General features: G+C 77.3%; 1 protein-coding gene. It reads left to right on the top strand.

Features of this window, described 5'->3' with window-relative positions:
• Nucleotides 1-811: DUF5914 domain-containing protein (locus tag B7767_RS38805; RefSeq protein WP_085576061.1), on the top strand; the 811-nt coding region annotated here is incomplete at its 5' end.
• Nucleotides 812-823 lie beyond the last annotated feature (12 nt).

The following is an 823-nucleotide window of genomic DNA, read 5'->3' as shown; positions in this document are numbered from 1 at the left end:
GGGGCAGGAGGTGGTGCTGTGGCGGGACGCGGGGGGCCGCCCGGTCGCCGGGCCCGGGATCTGCCCGCATCTGGGCGCTCCGCTGCGGGACAGCCCGGTGCGCTGCGGCACGCTGGTGTGCCACTGGCACGGACTCGCCCTGGACGGCGGGCCCTTCGCGGGCTGGGAGCCGTTCCCGGCGTACGACGACGGCGTCCTGCTGTGGGTCCGGCTGGACGCGGTGGGCGGCGAGCCGCCGCTCCGGGCGCCGGTGGTGCCGCGACGGCCGGATCCGGCGCGCGCACTGACGGCGGTGTACACCGGGGTGGGCGTCTGTGAGCCCGAGGACGTGGTGGCCAACCGTCTGGACCCCTGGCACGGGGCCTGGTTCCACCCCTACTCGTTCGTCGACCTCACCGTGGCCGGCGCGCCGGACGGCCCGGACGGGGACGCGGAGGGCTCCACCGGGGACGGCTTCACCGTGGACGTGTCCTTCAAGGTGGCGGGGCGGCTGGTGGTCCCGGTGCGGGCGGTGTTCACCGCTCCCGAACCGCGTACGGTCGTCATGCGCATCACCGAGGGCGAGGGGACGGGGTCGGTGGTCGAGTCGCACGCCACTCCCCTGGGGCCCGACGACCGGGGGCGGCCCCGTACGGCGGTCGTCGAGGCGGTGGTGGCGGCGTCCGGCCGTCCGGGGTTCGCCCTGGCGCGCGGTGCGGCGCCGCTGCTTCGTCCGCTCGTACGGGCCGCCGCCGGACGGCTGTGGCGCGACGACCTGGCCTACGCGGAGCGGCGCTGGTCGTTGCGTTCCACGGGGCGTTTCCCGGGCTGACCGGCCGGCCCG

Origin of the sequence: Streptomyces sp. 13-12-16 (assembly GCF_002114215.1) — a bacterium.
GTDB lineage: Bacteria > Actinomycetota > Actinomycetes > Streptomycetales > Streptomycetaceae > Streptomyces.
The sequence above is the reverse complement of the archived record's forward strand: the minus strand, read 5'-3'. Positions and strand labels throughout refer to the sequence as shown.